The 22,548-nt window shown below is 32.7% G+C and carries 18 protein-coding genes; 5 read left to right on the top strand and 13 right to left on the bottom strand.

Translation table 11 applies throughout. The features are described 5' to 3' along the window. The first annotated feature begins 300 nt into the window (after window positions 1-300). Window positions 301-1,140 carry a UbiA prenyltransferase family protein gene (locus AMD28_RS04225; RefSeq protein ID WP_055442912.1) on the top strand — a complete coding sequence of 280 codons (840 nt, stop codon included), beginning with the start codon at window positions 301-303 and terminating at the stop codon, window positions 1,138-1,140. On the opposite strand, the gene AMD28_RS04220 is transcribed toward AMD28_RS04225, so the two are convergent. The 8 genes from AMD28_RS04220 to AMD28_RS04185 form a co-directional block, all read right to left on the bottom strand. Next, window positions 1,108-1,371 (bottom strand): hypothetical protein, encoded by a 264-nt coding sequence (locus AMD28_RS04220; protein ID WP_055442911.1) that lies wholly within the window; start codon window positions 1,369-1,371, stop codon window positions 1,108-1,110. The two genes, AMD28_RS04225 and AMD28_RS04220, sit on opposite strands and share 33 nt — an antisense overlap. A gap of 3 nt (window positions 1,372-1,374) precedes the next feature. Beyond that, on the bottom strand, window positions 1,375-1,929 hold the full coding sequence (locus AMD28_RS04215) for a sigma-70 family RNA polymerase sigma factor (RefSeq protein ID WP_055442910.1): 555 nt from the start codon (window positions 1,927-1,929) through the stop codon (window positions 1,375-1,377). Window positions 1,930-1,978: 49 nt separating this feature from the next. Beyond that, window positions 1,979-2,881: a TIGR01777 family oxidoreductase gene (locus tag AMD28_RS04210; RefSeq protein ID WP_055442909.1), complete on the bottom strand. Its 903-nt coding sequence runs from the start codon at window positions 2,879-2,881 to the stop codon at window positions 1,979-1,981. A gap of 4 nt (window positions 2,882-2,885) precedes the next feature. Next, window positions 2,886-3,317 (bottom strand): hypothetical protein, encoded by a 432-nt coding sequence (locus tag AMD28_RS04205; RefSeq protein ID WP_055442908.1) that lies wholly within the window; start codon window positions 3,315-3,317, stop codon window positions 2,886-2,888. A gap of 9 nt (window positions 3,318-3,326) precedes the next feature. Next, a complete protein-coding gene (locus AMD28_RS04200; protein ID WP_152975540.1) occupies window positions 3,327-3,752 on the bottom strand; it encodes a hypothetical protein in 426 nt (141 codons plus the stop codon). 66 nt (window positions 3,753-3,818) lie between these two features. Then, window positions 3,819-5,855 carry a M3 family metallopeptidase gene (locus AMD28_RS04195; RefSeq protein ID WP_055442906.1) on the bottom strand — a complete coding sequence of 679 codons (2,037 nt, stop codon included), beginning with the start codon at window positions 5,853-5,855 and terminating at the stop codon, window positions 3,819-3,821. Window positions 5,856-6,202: 347 nt separating this feature from the next. Then, window positions 6,203-6,682, bottom strand: coding sequence for a 5-(carboxyamino)imidazole ribonucleotide mutase (gene purE, locus AMD28_RS04190; RefSeq protein ID WP_055442997.1), 480 nt, complete (start codon window positions 6,680-6,682; stop codon window positions 6,203-6,205). 59 nt (window positions 6,683-6,741) lie between these two features. Continuing rightward, window positions 6,742-7,896, bottom strand: coding sequence for a 5-(carboxyamino)imidazole ribonucleotide synthase (locus tag AMD28_RS04185; RefSeq protein WP_055442905.1), 1,155 nt, complete (start codon window positions 7,894-7,896; stop codon window positions 6,742-6,744). A gap of 170 nt (window positions 7,897-8,066) precedes the next feature. Between AMD28_RS04185 and AMD28_RS18320 the strand changes: the two genes are divergently transcribed. The 3 genes from AMD28_RS18320 (at window position 8,067) to AMD28_RS04170 (ending at window position 11,002) form a co-directional block, all read left to right on the top strand. Further along, window positions 8,067-9,176, top strand: a complete 1,110-nt coding sequence (locus AMD28_RS18320) for an adenylate kinase (RefSeq protein WP_083478234.1) — start codon at window positions 8,067-8,069, stop codon at window positions 9,174-9,176. Window positions 9,177-9,277: 101 nt separating this feature from the next. Further along, the gene (gene obgE / locus AMD28_RS04175) at window positions 9,278-10,276 is read left to right on the top strand and encodes a GTPase ObgE (RefSeq protein ID WP_055442904.1); all 999 of its coding nucleotides are present in this window, start codon (window positions 9,278-9,280) and stop codon (window positions 10,274-10,276) included. Window positions 10,277-10,477: 201 nt separating this feature from the next. Next, window positions 10,478-11,002: a DUF4136 domain-containing protein gene (locus AMD28_RS04170; protein ID WP_055442903.1), complete on the top strand. Its 525-nt coding sequence runs from the start codon at window positions 10,478-10,480 to the stop codon at window positions 11,000-11,002. A 5-nt stretch (window positions 11,003-11,007) separates the two neighbouring features. On the opposite strand, the gene AMD28_RS04165 is transcribed toward AMD28_RS04170, so the two are convergent. The 5 genes from AMD28_RS04165 to AMD28_RS04145 form a co-directional block, all read right to left on the bottom strand. Continuing rightward, a complete protein-coding gene (locus AMD28_RS04165) occupies window positions 11,008-12,393 on the bottom strand; it encodes a T9SS type A sorting domain-containing protein (RefSeq protein WP_055442902.1) in 1,386 nt (461 codons plus the stop codon). A gap of 2 nt (window positions 12,394-12,395) precedes the next feature. Next, window positions 12,396-12,905, bottom strand: a complete 510-nt coding sequence (locus AMD28_RS04160; protein ID WP_152975539.1) for a hypothetical protein — start codon at window positions 12,903-12,905, stop codon at window positions 12,396-12,398. A gap of 92 nt (window positions 12,906-12,997) precedes the next feature. Then, the gene (locus tag AMD28_RS04155; protein WP_055442900.1) at window positions 12,998-14,380 is read right to left on the bottom strand and encodes a T9SS type A sorting domain-containing protein; all 1,383 of its coding nucleotides are present in this window, start codon (window positions 14,378-14,380) and stop codon (window positions 12,998-13,000) included. 121 nt (window positions 14,381-14,501) lie between these two features. Continuing rightward, complete coding sequence (locus tag AMD28_RS04150) at window positions 14,502-14,873, bottom strand: DoxX family membrane protein (protein ID WP_055442899.1); 372 nt, start codon at window positions 14,871-14,873, stop codon at window positions 14,502-14,504. Between the two features lie 288 nt (window positions 14,874-15,161). Next, window positions 15,162-21,281, bottom strand: coding sequence for an alpha-2-macroglobulin family protein (locus AMD28_RS04145; protein WP_055442898.1), 6,120 nt, complete (start codon window positions 21,279-21,281; stop codon window positions 15,162-15,164). A gap of 250 nt (window positions 21,282-21,531) precedes the next feature. Between AMD28_RS04145 and AMD28_RS04140 the strand changes: the two genes are divergently transcribed. Beyond that, a complete protein-coding gene (locus AMD28_RS04140; RefSeq protein ID WP_055442897.1) occupies window positions 21,532-22,476 on the top strand; it encodes a tetratricopeptide repeat protein in 945 nt (314 codons plus the stop codon). The last annotated feature ends 72 nt before the right edge of the window (window positions 22,477-22,548 follow it).

The raw sequence follows: 22,548 nt of genomic DNA, 5'->3' as shown, positions 1-22,548 counted from the left end.
TTTATTAGGAGCTTTATTAAAATAATAAAGCGTGTTGTTTGCGAGCCCAAAAATACGGAAATAATAGAGTTTTTTAGTTTTGAAATATGAAAGTTTTTAACCAAATGAAATGGTTATTAACAGGTAGCATCTTTTGTAAATTAAATATGTTCAAATAAATAGTGTTTTTTCGTTTATGCTTCAAAATAAAAAGGAAGCTTAACTATTGCTATTGTTGATTTTCTTTGTTTTTAAAATAAATAATAGCACATTTCTTTTTAGTAAATTTAATTCCTAAAAGGTATTGCGTATTTTTGTTTTATGCGAATAGTAAAACACCTTTTCGATTTTTATATAAACGCAAGTATTCATGTGGCTTTAAGTGTATATGCTTTAACATGGATTACCCTTATAGAATTTGGTGTTTCTTTTGATGAGACCGTTTTGTGTTTTAACTTTTTTGCAACCATTACCGGTTATAATTTTGTGAAGTACTTTGGTTTAGCGAGATTTCATCATCGAAGTTTAGCTAGTAAGTTAAAGGCGATTCAAATATTTTCACTTATTTGTTTTATCGCTTTGTGTTATTATGCCTTTCAACTAGAAGTAAAAACCTGGTTGTATATATTGCTACTTGGAGCGATTACTTTTTTTTATGCGATTCCTTTTTTACCAAGAAATATTTTTGTGGATAGTAACCAGAATTTACGTCAAATTAGCGGATTGAAAATTTATGTAATTGGTTTGGTTTGGTCTGCGGTAACGGTATTGCTTCCTATTGTAGATAATGAAATTGCTATAACAACAGATATTCTTATAACCACTTTACAACGTTTTGTTTTTGTGTTAGTACTTATGATTCCTTTTGAAATACGGGATTTACAATATGATAGTTTAAAACTATCTACCATACCACAACGTATTGGAATACGTAAAACAAAGGGTATTGGTGTTTTTTTGTTGGTAATCTTTTTCTTTTTAGAATTTTTTAAAGATCAAACAAATAGAAGCAATGTTTTTGTTTTAGTGATGATTACACTAATAACGCTATTGTTTGTATTGTTTTCTAAAAAGCAACAAGCAACATATTATAGTTCCTTTTTTGTAGAAGGATTGCCAATTATATGGCTAATTTTGATGCTCTTTTATGGCTTGCGTTAGGTTTTCTTTTAAAGCATCTTTTTCATCTTTATGCATACAATCTACCTTTGCCTTTTCTATTGTAACGCTAAGCTTTTTATTGTTTTTAGAGTAATTTCTACAAGCCCTACAGAAAGCTAAATGTATAGTAAGTTTTATTTTCTCTAATATAGAAGCTTCTTTGTATTGCGATTTATCACAAACATGATTTGCTTTTTCGCAAGCTTTACTTATGTTAATCTCTGTATTCATAATTTAAAACCAGTTTTTCTCCATGCAAGATGCCATTGTTGTTCTTGCTCTATGAATGATAACCCAAAGGTTAGACGCAGTAATGTTTAGTTCATTACAAATAGTTTCGGTATCTATTCCTTCAATGGTTTTCATTTTAAAAATAGTAGCTTGTTTCGCAGGGAGTTTATCTAAACAACTATAAATAGCATCGCCTAGTTCTTCATTCTCAATAACACTTTCTGCATTTTTATCAAAAGGATCTGCAACGCGTTCTTCTAGCCAATCGCCTTCGGTTTCTACATCACTGTTGTAGCTCATTCTAACTTCGGCTTTTCCTTTGTTAGAATTTATTTTTCTATAATAATCTATAATTTTTCGTTTTAAAATAGAAATTAGCCAAGTACGTTCGCTAGCTTCTCCTTTAAAATTTTTCATAGATTTTAAACCTGCAAAAAAAGTATCTTGAACCAAGTCTTTAGATAAATCTCTATCGTTAACACGAGAAATGGTGTAATTGAATAGATAATCTGAATATAAATCGATCCATTTATTAGGATCTATTAGATGCTTTGGCATATTCTTTTTTTAGCTAAGTTTTAGCAAAAGTAAGCAAAAGGATTTATATTTAATCTATTAAATTTTTTACGGCGGAAACAATTGTAGGAAATTGAAACTTAAAACCATCCTCTAATAGCTTTTTTGGGACTACATTCCGGCTATTTAAAATGAGTTCCGGTTCTGTTTGCATAAATAAAGCTCCGATTTCTAGGATGAATTTCGGACTAGGAATACCAATAGGAACACCCAATGCTTTTCTAAAGTCTTTCATCATTGTTGCGTTGTCTGTTGGTTTTGGAACACAAAAGTTATAAGCACCTTTAGCACTTTCTTTCTGCATTAGAAAATCTACAGCTCGTGCAAAATCGGTTTTATGAATCCAACTTACCTTTTGCTTTCCATCGCCTTGTTTGCCACCTAAGCCAAATTGTGTTAGCTTTTTTAATGGCACAAAAGCACCATCTTCATTACCTAAAACGATAGAAGTACGTAGTACTATTTTTCTAGTTTCTGGATTTTGCGTTTTATAAAATGCATTTTCCCAAACAGTTGCAACTTCTGCTTCAAAATCGGTACCATACGCTGTGCTATCTTCAGTCATTTCTTTGGTGAAAGAGGCTTTGTATATAGAAGTAGTGGAGGAGTTCATCCATACTTTTGGCGGATTGTTACAGGTGTCAATAGCTTGTCCTAAAAGTGCTGTGGCAACAATTCTAGATTCTTTTATAGCTTTTTTATTAGCGTCGGTAAATCTGCAATTGATTGTTTTTCCGGTAAGGTTAATAAGCACATCTAAATTTTCAAGATGGGTAACCCAAGAGCCTTCCATTGTTTTTGCATCCCAAAGGATTTCATTATCGCGTTTGGGGTTTCTGCTTAATATTTTAACGGAATAGCCTTTACTGGTAAAATGCTTTTCTAATGTTTGTCCGATAAATCCTGTTCCTCCAGCTATAAGTATTGTTTTCATGGGTTTAGTGATTTAAAATATTCACAATAAATAAAAGGGAATAAACTACTGCGAAAAACACAAATAAGGCATTCATGAAATAGCTTCCGATTTTAAATATTTTTTTCTGTGGAATATCATACATAGGATAATATGCAATTTGTGTAAGTACTTTTCCAACCCAATAAGCAGCAATTAAACCAGTAATTGCAATGGCTAGATTGGTGTGGTTTTTTAAATCGGAAGGCATTATTATTGCAATCAAACCAAAGGAAAAATTTAAACCTTGAATATATCTTCCATAGGTTTTAGCGATTTCTTGATTTAATGGCTTCAGTTGCTTAACATCGTTATACCAATCAAAAACCTGATGTCTTATATACGGATAGATTAGTGCCGTGAATATTTGACCAATTCCGCCAAGAATAATAATCCAATTTGGAAGCTCTAGTTTCATGCAACAAAATTAATTTCTATCAATAATTACTTTCACATTAACATCCTCTTTTTCTACTTGTTCATCAAACTTTAGAATAAAACGCTCTATGTTATCTGGGTTGAGTTTGCAATTTTCTATAACTTTATTATCTAAAAGTCTTCTTAAAAGCATTTTTCTAGTGAATACAATAGATTTTGAAGTCAAGGAAATCTTCTGATCAAGAAAAGTCACTTTAGCATAGCTTTCTTCTTTATTCGTTTTGAGGTATTTCATGAAAATAATTTCTTCGCCATCCGCATCATAGAAAGAGGTGTTTACAGGATACCCTTCTGTTGTTAAACAATTTTCGCCATCTATATAGATAACCCCTTTTTTAATTTTAATTTTTTGCGCTTGCATCATGCTAATAGAAAGCATTAAAAATAATACGGTAAGGCTGTGTTTTAATTTCATTTTGAATTTTTATTTAGATTCCTAATATAGGACTTCTATTCCTATTACAACAAATGGGTTATATGCTTATTTAATTAATCCAGCTCTTTTTAAAAGTGCTTCAGGTTTTGGTTCTTGTCCTCTAAAACGTTTATAAAGCGTCATTGGGTTTTCGGTTCCACCTTTGCTTAATACGTTTTCTTTAAATTTTGTAGCAACGGTTTTGTTAAAGATTCCTTCTTCCTTAAAGTATTCAAATGCATCTGCATCTAAAACTTCCGCCCATTTGTAACTATAATATCCAGAAGAATACCCTCCTTGAAAAATATGAGAAAATGCAGTACTCATACAATTTTCTGCAACATCAGGAAATAATTGCGTGTCACCAAAAGCTTCTTTTTCATGTGCTTTTACATTGGTAATAGCCGAAGGGTCTTGTGCATGCCAAGACATATCTAATAAACCAAAGCTTATTTGACGCATGGTTTGCATGCCTTCATGAAAGGTAGCAGATTCTTTTATTTTTTCTACCAATTCCATTGGAATTACTTCTCCTGTTTCATAATGTTTCGCAAAAAGTTCTAATGCTTCTTTTTCAAAACACCAGTTTTCTAAAACCTGACTTGGTAATTCTACAAAATCCCAGAAAACACTTGTTCCAGATAAACTAGGGTAGGTGGTATTGGCAAGCATACCATGTAATGCATGTCCGAATTCATGAAATAAGGTAGTTACCTCGTTAAATGTTAAAAGGGAAGGTTTCGTGTTTGTAGGTTTTGTGAAATTACAAACAATGGAAACGTGTGGTCTGTCATTCACGCCATTTTTTATGCTTTGCGACTTATAACTTGTCATCCAAGCACCATTTCGTTTTCCTTTTCTTGGGAAGAAATCTGCATAGAAAATAGAAACTAATTCTCCGTTTTCATCATTTACTTTATAGGTTAAAACATCTTCATGATATTTGTCTATGGTATGGATTTCTTCAAATTGTAAACCGAATAATTTGTTCGCAATAGTAAAAGCACCTTCAATTACGTTTTCTAATTTAAAGTATGGTTTTAATTGTTCGTCGTCTAAGTTGAAAAGCTTTTGTTTTAATTTTTCGGCATAATAACCAGAATCCCATTTTTGTAAGGTATCAATACCATCCTGTTCTTTTGCGAAGTTTTCAAGATTGGTGAATTCTTCTTGAGCTGCTGGTTTTGCTTTTTCTAATAACTCATTTAAAAAGCTTTCTACCTTTTCAGGAGTTTTTGCCATGCGTTCCTCTAAAACAAAATGTGCATGTGTTTTATAACCTAAAAGATTGGCTCTTTTAAAACGAAGTGTTGCAATTTGTAAAACGTTATCTTGATTGTCTAAAGCGTCGTTATGAAAAGCTTTGCTTCCAGAAGCTAAAGCTAATTCCTTACGTAACTCACGATTGTCGGCATACGTCATAAAAGGAATATAACTAGGATAGTCTAACGTGATAAGCCATCCTTCTTTCTCTTTTGATTCTGCTAATTGCTTAGCCGCTTCTTTAGCGCCTTCTGGTAATCCTGCTAAATCGGCTTCATTGGTGATTAGCATTTCAAACTTGTTGGTTTCTGCTAAAACATTTTCGCCAAACTTTAGTTTTAGTTTACTAAGCTCCTTATCTATTTCGCGAAGTGCTTGTTTTTTGTCTTCTGTTAGATTGGCACCATTTCTAGAAAAGCTTTTATATTTTTTATCTAAAAGTGTTTCTTGTTCTGTTGTTAATTTTAAATCGGCTTTAGAATTATAAACCGCTTTCACACGTTTAAATAAATCTTGATTTAATGTGATGTCATTACCAAATTCTGAAAGTAGCGGTGAAACTTCTTGTGCAATCTTTTGAATATCTTCATTGGTTTCGGCCGAATTAAGATTGAAAAATATACTAGATATTCTATCTAATTGCTCTCCAGAGAAATCTAAAGCTTCAATCGTATTCTCAAAAGTTGGAGCTTCAGGATTATCAATAATGGCATCTATTTCAGCTTTGGCATTTTTTATACCTAGTATAAAAGCAGGAAGAAAGTCTGTAGTCGCTATTTTAGAAAAAGGAGCCGTTTGAAATGCTGTTGTAAATTTTTCTGTAAGTATATTCTTGTTCATTTTTTAAAGTTTTGTTAAAAGAGTGATTTATTATGCATGCATAATAAATATTTTTTTACCTTTGTTGAGAATTTTTCATAGAGTTGGTTACTCATTGACAAAATTATTGATTAATAGCTAAAACCTTGATGCAAGTCAAGGTTTTTTTAATTTGTAAAAACTCGTAATTTACAGTTTAACCGATTTATTTGCTTTTAATCTAAAATAACGAATTGCTTCTTTTTTAAAATAAGAATAACATGAAATAGTTGAATCTTTGCATAGGTTTTTTCATGTGAGTTCAATCTCATATTTAAGAAATTGATTAATAGCGTTATAACCCTGAGAGAAATCTTGGGGTTATTTGGTTATAAACCTTTTGCAGATTCTATAACTTTAACTTTTAAACCTTCTTTATAAGCAATTACTTTTTCTAAAACGGAAGCGTTAGAAGTTGCAATAATTTGTGCAGCAAGTATTCCTGCATTTTTAGCTCCATTTAAAGCTACTGTTGCTACAGGAACTCCTCCAGGCATTTGTAAAATAGACAAAACAGAATCCCAACCATCTATAGAATTACTGCTTTTTACAGGAACACCAATAATAGGAAGTGGAGATAAAGACGCTATCATTCCTGGTAAATGTGCAGCTCCTCCGGCTCCTGCAATAATAACAGCAATGCCGTTTTTATGTGCGTTTTTACCATAATCGAACATTTTTTCTGGTGTTCTGTGTGCAGAAACAATATCTACTTCTACAATAATATCAAAGCTTTTTAAAATATCTATAGCTTCTTGCATTACTGGAAGATCACTTTTGCTTCCCATGATTACTCCTACTTTCATAATATATTTCAAATATTTAATTTCTGAATGATTCTATGTATCTAAATTAGATGGATGTGATTTTACTCGCTTATCACCTTAATCGTATTCTTAACTGCTTCCGCAATTTTACGTGCTTCGTTAATATCTGGATGTACAATAGTAACATGTCCCATTTTACGAAAAGGACGTGTTTCTTTTTTACCATAAATATGCGGAGTAACTCCTTCCATATTCATAATAGCTTCTATATTTTCATAAACAACATTTCCTGTATAACCTTCGGCGCCAACAAGATTTACCATGATTCCACCAGCTTTATTTGCTGTACTTCCTAAAGGTAAATTTAAAATGGCTCTTATGTGTTGCTCAAACTGTGAGGTATAATTAGCTTCAATAGTTTGATGTCCCGAATTATGTGGTCTTGGTGCTACTTCGTTGATTAATATTTCATCGTTTTGTGTTAAAAACATTTCGACAGCCAATAAACCAACATGTTTAAATGCTTCCGATGTTTTTAAAGCAACTTCTTCTGCTTTTTTAGCGATTTCAGGAGCTATTCTTGCCGGACAGATTACATATTCTACCTGGTTTGCTTCTGGATGAAATTCCATTTCTACAACCGGAAAGGTTTTTACTTCGCCTTTTGCATTTCTAGAAACAATAACTGCTAATTCATTTTTAAAAGGAATTAAATCTTCTGCAATACATTCGCCTTTTGGTAAGTCTTTTAAATCTTCCAGGCTTCGTACTACTTTTACGCCGTTACCATCATAGCCAAATTGTGCAGCTTTCCAAACAAACGGAAAATGTAAACCGCCATTATCTATCGCGTCTTCTATTTCCGAAATATATGCAAATCGTGAAAAAGGAGCAGTAGGTAGATTTTTATCTATATAAAACAGTTTTTGTTTTGCTTTATTTTGAATAATGCGAAGTGTTTTCGAAGCCGGATAAACGGTAACGCCTTCTTTTTCTAACTTTTCAAGCGCATCGATATTTACGTTTTCAATCTCAATGGTTAACACATCTACCTTTTTTCCGAATTGGTAAACCGTTTCAAAATCCATTAAGCTTCCTAAATGAAATTCATTGCTTCCTATTTTGCAAGGTGCTTCTGTGCTTCCGTCTAAAATACAGGTGTAAATATCTAGTTTCCTGGTTTCGGTAAGTAGCATTTTACCAAGTTGTCCGCCACCAAGAATTCCAAGTTTAAAATCTGAAGAAAAATAGTTCATATTTATTTTCCGTGAAAACGGAAATCTTTTTAATTAATAAGTCTTATTTTAATTGTAACAAAAATACAGTTTAATATGAAAATATAGCCAATAAAATCGTATCAAAATCGTAAATCATAGTACAAATATGTATCTTTGCAAAGAATTAATAAAAAACAAGTTAGTCTTACATGATTAAGCTAGACGATTTATATTTTAAACCATTTATTTCGGCAGAAAAAATTGATGCTGCTGTACAAAAAATGGCAGATGATATTGCTGCAGATTTAGGAGATGAAGTGCCAGTATTTATAGGTATTTTAAATGGCTCTTTTATGCTGGTAAGTGATTTTGTTAAAAAATACCCGAAACCTTGCGAAGTTACTTTTATAAAACTTGCTTCTTATGAAGGGATAAAATCTACAGACGACATACAAAGACTTATAGGTCTTACACAAGATTTAACAGGACGTACGGTTGTAATTCTAGAAGACATTATTGATTCTGGAAAAACATTAGCAGAAGTACATCGAATTTTTAAAAACGAAAATGCTAAATCTCTAATAATTGCTACCTTATTTTTTAAACCAGAAGCCTATAAAAAAGATTATAAATTAGATTATGTTGGTATAGAAATACCAGATAAATTTATAGTTGGTTATGGATTAGATTATAACGGTTTAGGAAGAGATTTGCCAGAAGTATATCAATTAAAAACAACACAACACATGACAAATTTAGTCCTATTTGGACCTCCAGGAGCAGGAAAAGGAACACAAGCTAATTTTTTAAAAGAAAAATACAATTTAGTACATATCTCTACAGGAGATGTGTTTCGTTATAATATAAAAAACGAAACAGCTTTAGGTATGTTAGCTAAATCTTTTATGGATAAAGGTAACCTCGTTCCTGACCAAGTAACTATAGATATGTTAGAGGCAGAGGTGGATAGGAATGCAGATGCAAAAGGATTTATTTTTGATGGTTTTCCAAGAAATGAAGTACAAGCAGTAGCTTTAGATAAAATATTAGAAGCTAAAGATTCTCAAGTTAATGCTATGGTTGCGCTTGAGGTAGATGATGAAGTTTTAGTACAACGTTTATTAGAAAGAGGGAAAACTAGCGGAAGAAAAGATGATTCTGATGAAACGATTATAAGAAACAGAATAAAAGTTTATTATAATGAAACTGCTATTTTAAAAGATTATTACTCTGCACAAAATAGATATTTTGGTGTGGATGGCGTTGGTAGTATTGAAGATATTACTGTACGATTAAATACCGTTATTGATGCACTTTAGTATCTAATAACAAAAGATTTTACTTCTGTATTGTAAAAGATACAGGGAGTGAAAAATGATATATTAATTAAAAAAGATTTCCGCTTTTGCGGAAAGAAAACATGACTGAGGGAAATTTTGTAGACTACGTAAAAATGCACGTTTCTTCTGGAAAAGGAGGACAAGGATCCACGCATTTACATCGTGAAAAATATTTAGAAAAAGGAGGTCCAGATGGAGGAGATGGAGGTCGTGGTGGTCACGTAATTCTTAGAGGAAGCTCTAATCTTTGGACACTGATACATCTTAAATTTAAGCGACACATTAGAGCTACACATGGTGGTAATGGAAGTAAAGGAAGAAGCTCTGGTGCAGATGGTGAAGATCAATATGTAGATGTGCCTTTAGGAACTGTAGTTAGAGATACAGAAACCAACGAAGTTCTTTTTGAAATCACCGAAGAAGGTGAAGAAAGAATTGTTGCAGAAGGTGGTAAAGGAGGTCGTGGTAACTGGCACTTTAAAAGTTCTACCAACCAAACCCCTCGTTATGCACAACCTGGAATTCCGTTAGAAGAAAAAGATATTACCTTAGAGTTAAAATTACTAGCCGATGTTGGTTTAGTAGGTTTCCCTAATGCAGGGAAGTCAACATTACTTTCTGTAATTACTTCTGCAAAACCAAAAATTGCAGATTATGAGTTTACAACGCTTAAACCCAATTTAGGTATTGTAAAACATAGAGAATTTCAATCTTTTGTAATGGCAGATATTCCTGGTATTATAGAAGGAGCAGCAGAAGGAAAAGGTCTTGGTTATTACTTTTTACGCCATATTGAGCGTAACTCTATTTTATTGTTTTTAATTCCTGCCGATGCAGAAGATATTAAAAAACAATACGATATTTTATTAGATGAGTTAAGACGTTACAATCCAGAAATGCTAGATAAAGATCGTATGATTGCGATCTCAAAATGTGATATGCTGGATGCAGAATTACAAGCCGAATTAAAAGTAGAATTAGATAATAATTTACCAATAGACTATTTGTTTATCTCCTCTGTTGCACAACAAGGTTTAGCAGAACTTAATGATAAGCTCTGGAATATGTTGAATGAATAATTTTTGGGCGTTACACTACTACGCTTTGGCTACGTAGTGTCAGGCTTTTCGTTGTATCTTTTATTTTGAAATAAAATAAAAGGATGCCACTACAATCCTTAACGCAATACATCCTATTTTAGGATTACTTTAAAACTACCATATACATGGTAGTTTTTTATTGGAATAGTTTTTGATTATTTTTACAGAAATACAATTCCTATGAAATCTATTAAAATACTACTATTTACATTTTTCATTACCTCGTGTGCGCCAATTTATCTGACTACAGATTTCGAAAAAGGCACCGATTTTTCTAAATACAAGACCTATAATTACTATTCAGATATAGAAACAGGATTAAGTGCATTGGATGCAAAACGCTTGTTGGATGTGTTAGATAGCCAATTACAACTGCAAGGATTATCGCTTTCTGAAACTCCAGATTTCTTTATTAATATTCAGAGTAAAGAGTATCAAGCGCAACAAAATAGTACGGTTGGAGTAGGTGTTGGTGGAACAGGACGCAATATTGGAGGAGGTGTTTCTATTGGTATTCCTGTTGGAACAGCAAAAATCACGAGAGAAATTATATTCGATTTTATAGACGAAAATGGCATCGGTCTTTTTTGGCAAGCTACTAGTGAAAGTACTTATCAGCCAAATGCTAGTCCAGAAAAACGCGAAGCAAGCTTACAAGCACTTGTAGAAAAAGTGTTTAAAAAATATCCTCCACAACAAAAATAAAGAGACTAGTTCTTAACTAGTTTTTTACTAGCGATTAAAACATTGTTAGTGTAAAAGTTAGTGATGTATAATCCTTGACTTAAAGTACTAATATCTATTGCTGTGTTTTGGTTATTACTAAGGTTTATTGTTTTAACTTCTTTACCATCCATACTTACTATTTTTACAAGAACCGTATTGGCCAAAGTGTTTTCTAATTTAAAATGAACCACATCATTTGAAGGATTTGGATACATGGTTAAACTAAAATCATTAGCAACAACATCCTGAATTCCTAAAGTATTATCAATAGTCCAGGTAACTGTAGCAACGTGAACAGACTCGTGACTGTCTACATTTATTAAAGTAGTTGCATCATGTACCACTGCGGTTAAAGTGTTTGTCCCTGCACTTAAATCGCTTTCTTGTAGGTTTACAGAGTTTACATTGGTAGCAAAACTATTTGTGTTAAGCGTCCAAGTGTTTTCTAAGGTATTTGTAGGAAGTGTTTGTATGGTGTTTATTTGAAAAGCTAAAGGAAATGTAGGGTCACTTATTGTCGCTTCAGTTGGTAAATAAGAATCTAGAGGTGAAACTAAAGTATGAATTTTTTCAATAATACCTTCCTTACAAACCGCACAAAAAGGATAGCCTAAATAACGCATTTTACACCCTTGATGTGGTCTTTTCCAGGAAGGAGCATCTGTTGTTCCAGTATGCGAATAAATACCAATGCCGTCTATGCCAATCCAATTTTTCCATTTTACTAAACTAGGATCTGTTTCTTGCGTCATGTTTATTGCCTCTGCAACTTGATTATCTCCAGGGTAATATTCGTCCTTTAAATCGGCAAAAGAATGTCCGATTTCATGAATAGCAATTTCGCCTCCATCTTGCCCTGTAGAAGCAATAGGATACGTTCCTCCACTTCCTCCATAATGCGGAGAGTTTACTAAAATAAGCGCTTGGTCAAAGGTTTGAAAATTGTTCGCTAAAACCGTGCTAATAGTAGCTTGGCTTTCTGTATAAAGTAATCTATGCACATTATAATAATCATAGGTTGTATCAAAATAACTGTCCACTATTAATGTTGGTATACTATAACTTGATTCGTCGGCAGCAGTTCCTGGATGCGTTGATCCACTCTCGTTAGATGGTACTTTTAATATATGTACATTAAAATAGTTTTCATAACTAGCAAAAGGTTCTTCAGCAAAAAAATCGTTCATGAAATTTGTAGCGTCTATTTCAAACTGTGGTAACTCACTAGTTTGATAACCTTCACTTAAAATAACTAAGTTAATTCGGTGGTTATCATCGCCTGAATTTTTAATAGTAACTTTATCAAAAATTTGTCCTACAACCAAGGATACATTAAATATAAGAAGTAATAAAAGTAATGATTTTTTCATATTTAATCTATTTTGGTGATGATGTGTTCTTTAGAACTTGCATTTGTTAATTCAATAATTTTCATGTGTTTAGCTTCCGGTGGCAATTGTATTCTTATGGTGAATTCTACGCGGTCTAAATCTAATGTTCTTTTTTCAAAATTACCAAAATCGTTAACAAACTCCACTGTTTTTTTTAACGGATTTTTTAAAGCATGTTTTTCAATGCTATTATAGTCTTTATCTAAAAGAATATATTCTAAATCGCCAGAGCTGGTATTTGCTATGTTTTTAGGTTTCCCTTTTAATTTTCCTTCCGTTTTAATTTGATTTATTAGCGTAATGCTTTTTTCGCCTTGGGCATTTTTAACCAATAAATAATTTAGAAAAATAATTTGTGGTTTTGAAATAGATATAGTTTCTTCTTTTGTTATTGCGCTTTTTGGAGTTGCTTGCTTTTTTGATGCACAAGAAAGTATAAAACAGATAAGCGTTAAATAGGATGTGATTTTTATAATGTTTAAAACTTTCATCTGGAAATAGTACTTTTTTTGGATTGCTAAAGTTACGTAATAAAGCATTTGGTTATTCATTTTGCTCAAATTCCACTAGAAATAAAATACGTTTATTCCTTAATTAACTTTTTACTTGAAATTAGAGCATTGTTTGCGTAAAAGTTAATTAGATATAAACCGGAACTTAAAGCACTAATGTCTATTGGCGTGATATCCTTATTTACAGTAGTAAGTGATTTTATTTTCTTTCCATCTATACTTACAATTTCAATACTAATATCTTTTTCTAAAGTATTTTCCATTGCGATATTTATTATATCACTAGATGGATTAGGATATATGGTAATACTATAATTATTAGCTTCAATATTTTCAATTCCTAGAGAGTTATCAATAGACCAAGAAACAGTATACGCATGCGTTGTATTATGATTATCAATATTTATTAAAGAAGTGGCATCCTGCACAACTACAGTTAGATTATTGGTGCCTGAAACTAAATCGTTTAGCTCTAACGAAACTACATCTACATTCGTTTCAATAATAGTATTGTTAAGTGTCCAAGTACTTTCTATAGTGTTGGATGTTGTTTGAATAAGATCTAATTGAAATTCTAAAGGAAAGGTTTCATTACTAATAGATGTTTCAGTTGGTAAATAAGAATCAATAGGAGATACTAAACTGTGAAATTTTTCAATGGTACCTTCTTTACAAACGGAACAAAAATCGGCATACAAAAAACCCATTTTACAATAGGTGCTAGGCTTGTGCCAAGTAGCAGCACTTCCAGATGTTCCGTAAGGATAAATCCCAATTCCGTTGGTTCCTATCCAATTTTTCCATCTAACTAATGCAGGATCTGTTTCCTGAGTCATATTAATATTTTCGTTTGCCCAAGCATCACCTGGGTAGTATTCATCTTCTAAGTCAACCAGAACATGCCCAACTTCATGGACAGCTATTTCTGCAGCGTTAGGGTCTGTAGAAGAAATAGAGAATTCAAATCCAGTTCCTCCATAATGATCTGTGTTTACAATAATTAATGCTAAGTCATATTCCGGGAAATTATTTGCTAATACGTTATAAATTAAAGATGAATTTGGCGTGTAAAGCGCTCTATGAATATTATAATTATCAAAAGAACTTCCAAAGTAATTGTCTACAACACTTACTGGTAAATCATAATTAGCTTCATCTGAAGCATTGCCAGGATGACTTGCTCCACTTTCATTAGAAGGCACTTTTATAATATATACATTAAAGTATTCTGAATATTCATTGTAAGGAGATTGATTGAAAAAATAATTAGTGATTTGCATCGCGTCTGCTTCAAATGTAGCAAATTCACTTTCTTGATAACCATCGCCTAAAATCACGATGTTAATGCGCTTATCCATATCTCCAGCTAACTTTATGTTTTCTACCTCAAAAACTTGAGCATATGTATTACTAAAATGAGAAAACAAGAAAGCTATAATTAAAAGGTTACGCATAGTTAATTATCTTTTGGCTGTATTATTCTTTAGGTTCGTTTTAATTCAAATGTAAAGTTACTGATTAAAGGCATAAAAAAAGAGGCTATTATAGCCTCTTTTTTGTTTGATATATGGTTTGTTATGCTAACAAATCTTTGAATTTGTCTTTATAACCATAAAGTACAGCAATGTTAAGTATTAATAAAACTGCTGCTCCTGCAATTCCTGCTGGATCTAAAACTGCATGAAATAAAACAGCATTTATAGAAACGCTCATTAATATTAGTGCTAATAGTGCACCATACTTATTTAATATTAAGGCCAAACCAGCAACGACTTCTACAGCTCCAACAAGTGTCATAGTTTTTGCTGAAGTTAATGCACCAAAGTAGGCTCCTGCTTCTGCAGATAATTCTGGCATTGGCATAAAACCTAAAAATTTGTTTAGTCCGAAGACCAATACGAAGATTCCAAGTACAATTCTTAGAATCATAAATACTTTTGAATTCATAGTTAATTATTTGTTAGTTAGTATGGTAAGATACAAAATAGAATGTTTCCTATTTCTAACATTAGGTCGTGTTATTAAATGGTTACTAACAAATAAGCGTTTCTATTGAAAAATCCTTCCGTCCTTCATGCACTTTCCCTTGCGAAAAGAGAAGGGAACCTATTGTGATGTTTTGCGTTTATGGGAAGGCGCTTTGTGACTCTCTGTGATAACTTTGTGAACCTCTGTGTAATAATAAAATAATAATATCACTTCGCTACATAAGATTCCTGCCTTCGCAGGAATTTGTTATTCTACAGTGATTTTTACACCTTCGCTATGGCTACTAAATTCTGGAGCATACATGCTTTGTATGGTTGTAATACCATTACTCATGTATCCCGAATTATTTACACGTAAATCATATTCAAAAACATAAACACCTTTTGGTAGATAGTCGAAAAAGAAATTAGTTGCTGCATCTTTAGTGCTTTCATAATATCCCAAACCATCTTGCCATTTGTATTGTGATAATACATTTACAGGTTCTAAACCTGCGGCACGCATATCTTTCATGTGTACAAACTCCATAGCACGATCGCTTCTTAATTCGATACGAACTCTTACCAAATCGCCAACTTGTAATTTGGTTTCTAATGTTACTTCAGAAAGCTCTTCACCAAGATCTGTATTCTTTTTTAGGAAGAGTTTTTTCTTCAATTGTAAAGGCGTTTCGGCAGTAGTGATTTTATCTAAATCTTCAAAATATTGCCAGTACAAACTTCCCCAAGCAATCCCTTTTCCTTTTTTGGTGATTTTAACTTCCGCCATTTCTGGTTTGATTTCTGCACCTTTCCAAGACGTTTTAAAATAACCAGTTCCTGCTTCTACTTGTACATCTTCTAGTTTTTTAGGATCTATTTCTTCATTACCAATAACAATGTCTACCATGTCTGTAACAGATAACCAATCGCTTCCTTGCAACAATAAAGCATATACCGCTTCGGTAGTTGCTTTGGTAGTTTTCCAACGGTTGGTTTGCTTGTTTTTAAGTAACCATATTTTTAGATTATCTATGGTTTCGGTGTTGTTTTTAATTTCAGCAAATGCTTCAATTAATAAAGCTTGTGTTTCAATTGGTGCTTGATACCAATACCAAGAATTGGTGTTTTCTTTCCAGTACATTCCCAGTTCTTCGCTAGTAATGCTATTTTCTTTTAACGATTTTAAAATCGCTTTTGCAGTTTTGCTATCGTCTAATCTTTCACTAATTAAAGCCATCATTCCTTTTGCATACAAGCTTCTAGACAGCCAATACTTCTCTATTTGTGTTTTGTAGTATGCAGTTATGTCTTGTACTTCTTTACTTTTTTTAATTTCTGGGAAAAAGCTTCGCATGTATAAATAATGCAATTGCGTATAGCTTAAATGGTCTTTGCTTAGTTCTACGTCTTTGTTATATTTTTTAATGTCTTTGTATTCTTGAACAAATGCTGCATCTAAATAATGTATTGCTTTTTGAATCATTGGTTCGAGATCTCTCGACTGCGCTCGAGATGACAGATCAATGACATCGAGTTTGCTTAAGTGTCCAAAACCAGTAATAATATGTTGTGTGATGTAACGATTTTCTCTTCCGCCAGCAAACCAAGACCAAGCGCCATTACTCATTTGGTTTTGCTCTAGTTTACGTTTTGCAGTTGCTAACTCGTTATTCATTTTGTTTAAATCGAATAACAAGGCAATTCGTTTTTTCTGTTCGGTTTCACTTTGTGCATCGCGTAACCAAGGTGTTTCCTGAATTAATAAAGATTTTAATTCTTGATTCTTTTCCAGATTAGAAAGTAATGCATCTGTGTTTTTCCACTGATTAAAAACCTCCTGAATTCTAGGATTATTATTTGCAATATGACTAGCCAATGCATTTGCATAATATCTACTGAAGGTTTGCTCATTACAATCGTATGGATATTCCATTAAATACGGAAGTGCTTGCACCGCATACCAAGCAGGATTACTAGTCATTTCTAATGCGAGATTATGATGCTTTAAAGTGGTAGAATTGCTATTCTTTAACTTGTCTAAAGTAAAGGTTTTGGTTTCGTTACTTTTAATCCACATTGGTAATGTTTCGGTAACCAACATTCTATTGGAAAGCACAGGAAGCACATTTTGTTCGCCATCGCTATATGCACCAGATTGTGCAATAACTTTGTATTGTACTGCTTGCACATCTTCAGGAATGTAAAGTAGCCAAGATACTTGTGTGTTTCCGTTGGCGTCTACCGTAAATTGTCTTGTTCCGTATGCGCCAGCGTAATTTCCGATATAATTCGGACTAGGGATTTCAGCTTCAGTGAATAGTTTTTTGTCAATTCGTTCGCCAGTGGTAGCATCAAAAAGTTGCAGTACAGCTTCGCCAGAAATAGATTTTTCGGTAAGGTTTGCAATTTTACTACGGATTACAATTTCATCTCCTTCACGTAAAAAACGAGGTGCATTTGGTATTACCATCAACTCTTTTTGCGTAACCGTTTCTAAACGAGTTACCGTACTTTCTAAGGTTTTGGTATGTGCTAATAATTGTAAGTTCCATTTGGTTAATGCTTCCGGAGTGGTAAAACTAAAACTTATGTTTCCGTCTTTATCCGTTTGTAATTGCGGAAAGAAAAAGGCAGTTTCTTGTAAGTTTTTTCTAATGGTAACAGCAGAGAAGTCGGATTCTTCTTTAGGTTTTTCAGCGTTATCTGTAATTTGTATTCCAGATACTTTACCGCCCAATGCATCAGCTATAGTGACATTATCTAAAACGTCTTCTTCCATTTCTTCTGCAGGAGCAGCTGAGATGTTTGAGTTACCTCTTAAAACTATTTTATTGTTTAAATTAGAACTCTTAATTTGCAGACCGTTTCTATAATAATTATTTCCAAAATGCAATCCAAACCAATCTAGTTGATCATAATTCTGGGGTTTATAATATGCGGTGTTATTATGTTGATTATATACTCTAAAACCATTTGTACCAAAACTTTGTCTGCCATTTATTCTATTACGTGTGTAATAATTTTGTTGACTAATTGGATTAAAACTCCAAGTATGGGCTTTAAATTGATCTAGTGAAGCATCATACATACTTGCTAGTAATTCTGCACTTACTTTTTCTCCTTTTGGTCCTTTAATTTTAAAGCTCCAAGTTTCATCGGTTCCTGGTTGTAATTTATCTCTAAAGGTTACGGTCTCGATTTCCAATTCGGTTTTAGCATACGGAACCACAATATTTATACTAGCACTTTGATAGCTATTAAAAGCCGAAAAACTATAATGCACAATAAAGCCACCAACATCTTCTTTGTTAACAGGAATACTAATGGATTTCTTGTTATTGTTTAAATGAATAGTTTCTTCCTGAATAATTTTATGCTCTTTTTCTACGGAAACTGAAACATATACATCTTGTGCTGCAGAAGCAAAAGTTACTGTAGCAGTTTCACCAGCCTTGTAGGTCTCTTTGTCTGTTGTAATATGAAATAACTGATTGTCTGCTATGCTTTCATCTTTATTACTAAATAGGGTGGTTTTTATTTCGTCTTTTACTTCTTGACCAAATTTATCTTTGCTTTCTAAAAGGATTACATACGTGCCAGATTCCCATTTTTTAATGTTTCCTAATGCTAATTCTTTCTTTTTGGAAGTGTCAAATTTTTCGTCTAAAACCAGTTTTCCTTTTTTCCAAGTGCTATTATCCTGTTCGTCTTTATATGCTTCATGCGGAAACTTGGTTCTAAAATCATTTTCAGAGATGTCTTGATAATCTGGAGCAGTCCAAGGTCTTGGTCTTAAAACTTGTTGAGGAGCTGTTAATTTATAAATTTTAATACTTCCTTTTGCTGGAGCAAATTCGCCATTTAAATTTTTAGTGTCTATTTTTAAAGTATGGGCTTTGTTGTTTTTATCTAGTTTGTCAGCAATGGAAAGATTCGCTAATAAAGCGTGATAACCAACATTTACGTTGGTACTTGCACTTCGGGTTTCACCATTAAGATCGGTTATATCTGCAGTGACTTCATAATGAAAAATAGGTAGGCTTGTTTTGTCTACGCTTTCGTCTGGTTGGGCTTCGAATGTAATTTCAAATTCTCCTTTATCATTGGTTTTACTTTCGCCATGTGTAATTTCTTGAGGTTCGCTAGTGAAAAATGGTCGATACCAATAATACCATCTCGGATATTGCACTTTTCTATGTACGCGATATAGCACTTTAGCATCTGTAATGTTACTTCCTGCATAGGCAAGCGCATTTCCTTTTATGGTGATTTGGTCATTTACTTTATAGGTTTCGGTAACAGGAAGAAATTTTGCTTCAAACTTAGGACGTTTGTATTCTTCGACTGAAATATTAGCGTTTCCGTTTATCTGTACTTTTTCAGAAGAAATACTAATATTAAAATTACCTGTTAATCCTGTGTTTGGTAAAATGAATTCTCCTTGAATGGAACCAAATGCATTGGTAACAAAATCTAAGGATTTTACTTCTTGGCCATTGGCATCTGTGAGACGAACATGCAATTTCGCATCCGGAAATACTTCCGAGACATCGTTATTGGTTTTAATCGCAATCCCTTTAAAGAAAACCGTTTGTCCCGGTCTGTAGATACTTCGATCTGTAAACAAGAATGCGTTATATCTTAGTTTGTCTTCGGTGTCATTATAATGGTTTCTGTAGATGTAGTAGTCACCAAAATAAGCTTTCTCGTCCTTGTATGTAACTTCAATTTTTACGCTTCTATATCGGTCACCATCTTTAGAAATAGTAGCTTTTCCTTTGTTATTAGAAACTGCGTTTTCGGATTGTAAAGTACGATCGTTATTCTTTAAATAGGTGATTTTAAGTTTCGCTTCCGGAATTGGTTTTCCGTTGTTTCTATCGATAACTTGAAACGTTGTTTTGTTGTTTAAAGCGTTTTCTACAACAGCCAAATTGGTGATTTGAATCGTTGCAAAACCAAAAGTGTTGGTGTCGTTATTTGGTGTCGCAAAAATCACATAACGACCATTATTTAATTTAGGTAAAATAACTTCGGTGGTATGGGTTTGGTAGTCCTGTTCGTTACGAAGTGTGCTTTGCCATTTAGTAGTTGGATCTAGTTTATTTATAAGTGCAAGTTGTTCTTCTTGTCTGTAGGTTTTGTTTAGTTTTTCGAATTTGTTTTCTGAAATTTTATAGACTACAAAAGATAAATCCTCCAAGTTTTTATAACGAATTAAAAACCTAGCATCTTTTTGAATGGATAAGTAAGATTCGGTTGTAATCTGAAGTGTTTGCTGAAGAATTTGTTGTTTTAAAACTTCGCATTTTTGTGCCCCAATACTTTTTGGGAATTCCTTTACAACAGCATTGCAAAGGGCAAGTGCTTCTTTGTTTTTCCAACGGTTTTCTACTTTCGTTTCTGGCTGATACTCTCTTCCTTGTTCTACGAATAATATAGCAATTTCAAAATCGTATAAGCCAGAAGCAGCATTGCCTTTTAATCGTTTGCTTTCTGTTTGTAATGCTTTTAAATAAATAGCATCTTTATTAGTAAAAGTAGCATGTTGTTTTACGAATTTTAATCTTTCTAAATTAACATCTGCTAAAGCTTCAGGTGCTTTATCCTTACTATGAAATTGAATAAGATCTTGATATATTTTTAAAGCTTGAAGCTGTAAAGATGTGCTGTCTTTAGAAGTGATTTTTAGTTTAGAAAAAGCAGCTGCTTCACTAATGTATTCTTCTTTATCGATTTCAAATTTATATGCAGGTTTGATGATACTATTCTCGTCTGTTTTGTAAAATTGTAATGCATTATGATTTAGAAAATCGAAAAGGGTAGGTCTAAAAATTTTAGAATTTTCCTGCTCTTGTAAAAGTGCTTCGTAGTTGTCTAGGTTCGTTTGTTGAAGTAGTAAACCGTTTTCTAAAGAAGCTTGGTAATGTGTGTTAATTTCGGCGAATAGCGTTTGTAAATCCCAAGTTCTAAAATCGGTAGCATCTACTTTCTCTTCGGTTTTTGTTCGGTTATAAAACTGATAACGATTCTGATTGAAATATTGCCAATACAAGTTGGCTAGCATATTTTCTAATACGTTTTTGGTAGGAGAAACACTTTCCTTAATTTCTGTTTTAAAATCGTTTATAATTTTTAGTTGCGCATCTTCTTCTAAGGTTAAAGCGTATTTGCTTTTATACAGAAGGGCTTTTACAATTTGTGGCGAATTTTTAGCTGCTTTTGCTTTTGTGCTAATTGCTTCAACAGCTTTTAAAGCCGATTTAGTTAATCCTTCTTTCTCCAATTGTGCTATTTCCTTCCAAAGACTTTCGTAATTGTTGGTTTGTGCTTGAGAGAAATTTGCAAAAAGGATAATCATAAATATAGAGATGGTATGTTTCATGTGTTAAGTCTATTGTTTTTCAATGGTCACATGTAGTATCTGTTAAAACCTTGTTCTTAGTTGTCAAGTTTTAATTCTGGATATTACCTATTCCAAGTTTTGAGTAAAACTAACTTCAAAATGTGTTCCAAAAAACACAGAATTAGAGAATACTGTGTTCGGAAGAGTGAAGTTAACTTTTTTTTAAGGAAACGTTGCTTTTTCCATTTAGTTTTTGAAAGGTTATCTTTGCTAAATCGACTCTAATTATATGCGAATTTTACTTGTTTTTTTACTGTTTCCATTATGTAGCTTTAGTCAGCAAAGCTTGGATAAAGCGGAAGCATATTTACTAAAAAAAAACTATGCAAAGGCAGAACAATTATTATCCGTTTACGTTTCTGAAAATCCGAAAAACGAAAAAGCAATAGAACTTTTTGGCGATGCTTATGGGTATCAAAAAAAATGGGATGATGCCATTACGCAGTATGAAAAATTAGTTTCCGCAAAACCATTAGAAGCAAATTATCATTATAAATACGGAGGTGCTTTAGGTATGAAAGCTTTAAGTGTGAATAAAATAATGGCTTTATCTATAATTGGCGATGTGAAAGAAGCTTTTTTAACAGCCGCTAAATTAGATGCAAAACATATAGAAACACGTTGGGCTTTGGTAGAATTGTATATGCAGTTACCCGGAATTATTGGAGGAAGCCAAAGTAAATCCATGCAATATGCAAATGAGTTAGAAGCATTATCTAAAGTAGATGGTTATTTGGCAAAAGGCTATATTTATGAATATGATGCACAACCAGAACGTGCGGAAAAATATTATAAGCAAGCCATTACCGAAGGAGGATCTTTAACCTGTTACGAAAAACTTTCTAGTTTTTACGAAAATAATAAGGAGCCAGAAAAAGCTTTACAAACTATTGTGGAGTCGGAAGCAAAACACAAACGCAACGCATTGCATTATCAAATAGGAAAAGTGGCTGCAGAGTATAATGTGCAATTACAAAAAGGCGAACAGTGTTTACAGAAGTATATAAAAAATTATTCGGCAGAAGATGGTGTTCCTATTGCTTGGGCGAATTACAGATTAGCACAAATTTATAAGCATAGCCAAAATAAAGAAAAGGCTTTAAAGTATATAGATTTGGCAATTTTAGAACTTCCAAAGATTAAAGTTTTTAAAGCGTTTAAGGAAGGTTTGTGATTTCTAAGTTACTATGCTGAGATGCTCTGAGTTTTCACAGAGTCACATACAGACACAGACACAGAAAGATTA

Origin of the sequence: Lacinutrix himadriensis, from assembly GCF_001418105.1 — a bacterium.
Classification (GTDB): Bacteria; Bacteroidota; Bacteroidia; order Flavobacteriales; family Flavobacteriaceae; genus Oceanihabitans; species Oceanihabitans himadriense.
The sequence above is the reverse complement of the archived record's forward strand: the minus strand, read 5'-3'. Positions and strand labels throughout refer to the sequence as shown.

Coding starts and splice junctions, on each gene's coding strand:
- AMD28_RS04225 (WP_055442912.1), top strand. CDS start 301: ATGCGAATAGTAAAACACCTTTTCGATTTTTATATAAACGCAAGTATT.
- AMD28_RS04220 (WP_055442911.1), bottom strand. CDS start 1,371: ATGAATACAGAGATTAACATAAGTAAAGCTTGCGAAAAAGCAAATCAT.
- AMD28_RS04215 (WP_055442910.1), bottom strand. CDS start 1,929: ATGCCAAAGCATCTAATAGATCCTAATAAATGGATCGATTTATATTCA.
- AMD28_RS04210 (WP_055442909.1), bottom strand. CDS start 2,881: ATGAAAACAATACTTATAGCTGGAGGAACAGGATTTATCGGACAAACA.
- AMD28_RS04205 (WP_055442908.1), bottom strand. CDS start 3,317: ATGAAACTAGAGCTTCCAAATTGGATTATTATTCTTGGCGGAATTGGT.
- AMD28_RS04200 (WP_152975540.1), bottom strand. CDS start 3,752: ATGAAATTAAAACACAGCCTTACCGTATTATTTTTAATGCTTTCTATT.
- AMD28_RS04195 (WP_055442906.1), bottom strand. CDS start 5,855: ATGAACAAGAATATACTTACAGAAAAATTTACAACAGCATTTCAAACG.
- AMD28_RS04185 (WP_055442905.1), bottom strand. CDS start 7,896: ATGAACTATTTTTCTTCAGATTTTAAACTTGGAATTCTTGGTGGCGGA.
- AMD28_RS18320 (WP_083478234.1), top strand. CDS start 8,067: ATGATTAAGCTAGACGATTTATATTTTAAACCATTTATTTCGGCAGAA.
- obgE (WP_055442904.1), top strand. CDS start 9,278: ATGACTGAGGGAAATTTTGTAGACTACGTAAAAATGCACGTTTCTTCT.
- AMD28_RS04170 (WP_055442903.1), top strand. CDS start 10,478: ATGAAATCTATTAAAATACTACTATTTACATTTTTCATTACCTCGTGT.
- AMD28_RS04165 (WP_055442902.1), bottom strand. CDS start 12,393: ATGAAAAAATCATTACTTTTATTACTTCTTATATTTAATGTATCCTTG.
- AMD28_RS04160 (WP_152975539.1), bottom strand. CDS start 12,905: ATGAAAGTTTTAAACATTATAAAAATCACATCCTATTTAACGCTTATC.
- AMD28_RS04155 (WP_055442900.1), bottom strand. CDS start 14,380: ATGCGTAACCTTTTAATTATAGCTTTCTTGTTTTCTCATTTTAGTAAT.
- AMD28_RS04150 (WP_055442899.1), bottom strand. CDS start 14,873: ATGAATTCAAAAGTATTTATGATTCTAAGAATTGTACTTGGAATCTTC.
- AMD28_RS04145 (WP_055442898.1), bottom strand. CDS start 21,281: ATGAAACATACCATCTCTATATTTATGATTATCCTTTTTGCAAATTTC.
- AMD28_RS04140 (WP_055442897.1), top strand. CDS start 21,532: ATGCGAATTTTACTTGTTTTTTTACTGTTTCCATTATGTAGCTTTAGT.